Origin of the sequence: Blautia sp. CAG:257 (assembly GCF_000433815.1) — a bacterium.
Lineage (GTDB): Bacteria > Bacillota > Clostridia > Lachnospirales > Lachnospiraceae > Blautia_A > Blautia_A caecimuris.
Window position 1 is genome coordinate 1 of sequence record NZ_HF998980.1, and the last position, 1,321, is coordinate 1,321.

General features: G+C 38.5%; 1 protein-coding gene and 1 pseudogene. One reads left to right on the plus strand and one right to left on the minus strand.

All coding sequences use genetic code 11. The features are described from left to right. Nucleotides 1-110 precede the first annotated feature (110 nt). Nucleotides 111-362: pseudogene (locus QVP40_RS00490) on the minus strand (IS66 family transposase); the annotation flags it as partial. A 163-nt stretch (nt 363-525) separates the two neighbouring features. Between QVP40_RS00490 and QVP40_RS00495 the strand changes: the two are divergent. Further along, a partial coding sequence (locus QVP40_RS00495; protein WP_173753453.1) for a hypothetical protein occupies nt 526-1,321 on the plus strand: 796 nt, incomplete at its 3' end.

Sequence of the window (1,321 nt, forward strand, 5' to 3'; positions counted from 1 at the left end):
GATCTGACCATGTGAATATTACGGTGCGGCGGAGCGTAAGCGCCAAATATTAATGCGGTAAAATTTAAAATTACCCCAGCCCTTTGCGAGTTGGAGTAATTCACTATAATTCACATGCGATTTTTGATAGATTGGAGCTTTTTACTCCAAGGTGCCAGCTCTGCCAGCTGTTCATCGGTCATATCTTTACTTGGCCGGTGCTCCAGTAAAAATTTGAGGTATCCATAAATATTCAGATCGTATGCTTTTGCCATCTCAACCATTGTGTAGACTACCGCACTGGCATTCGCTCCGTCAACGGAATTGCTGAAGAGCCAGTTCTTCCGGCCTACTGCGAATGGACGAATTGCATTCTCACTGAGTTATTCATATATGAAGATAACTCAGTTTATCCTCAGTTTATTTTTATCCTCATCTTTTGCCGAAAGTAGTTTAACAGCTGGTAATTCATATCCTAAAATGGGGATAACAAAAACGAGAAAAATATTCCATAATAAAACCATCAAATATAGGAGGTGGTTCTTTATGGATCAATACGATATTCATGTAAATCTTGTTATGGAATTCCTGAAAACAAATGGCTATAGTGCATCTGTCATAAGTGCTCATCGCATTTGCTATAAGGAACTCCGAAGATATCTCGCCAGTACTCATACATCGTATACTTTATCAGAGTCCTTGGCATGGTTGGAAAACAACCAAAATGCTTGGACTTACAGGATGTATACGAGCAGAAGGCTCTGTATTTATCAGCTGGAAGATGTCTACATATCTGGTACTGTTTCGCCAGATCATCTTGGCCCACATGCATCAGCCTATACGATGCTTATTCCAGAACTGCAAGAAGAACTGGATGATTTTATTAATAATGACCAACATGTATATGGAGATGGCCGGTACAGGATTTCCTGTTCAAGATTTTTATACTATCTCCAGAAACGTGCAATTACCAGTATCTCGCAGTTAAACTACGAGCTATTGTTAGATTTTCATGCTGATGATTATCATCGTTCTTCAAAGTCAAAAGATGTTTATGAAGATCAGATCCGTGTATTTTTACGCTACTGTTCTTCGAAAGGATTGTGTAGTGACGGATTGGCAATTGCCTTGAATAAGTTGATGATTCCTCAGATTGTTAGTCTTAACGATAACAGTATCATTACAGGTACGGAGAACCAGCAAAAGATTACTTTGAGTGAAATAGACCGTTTTCTTGAATCTCTCAGTACGAAAAAGTATGGTTTAAGTGTCATGAAGTACAGTCGTCATATTTTATCCTTACTCTATATCTTTCTTGACATGCATCATCTTGGAATAAATG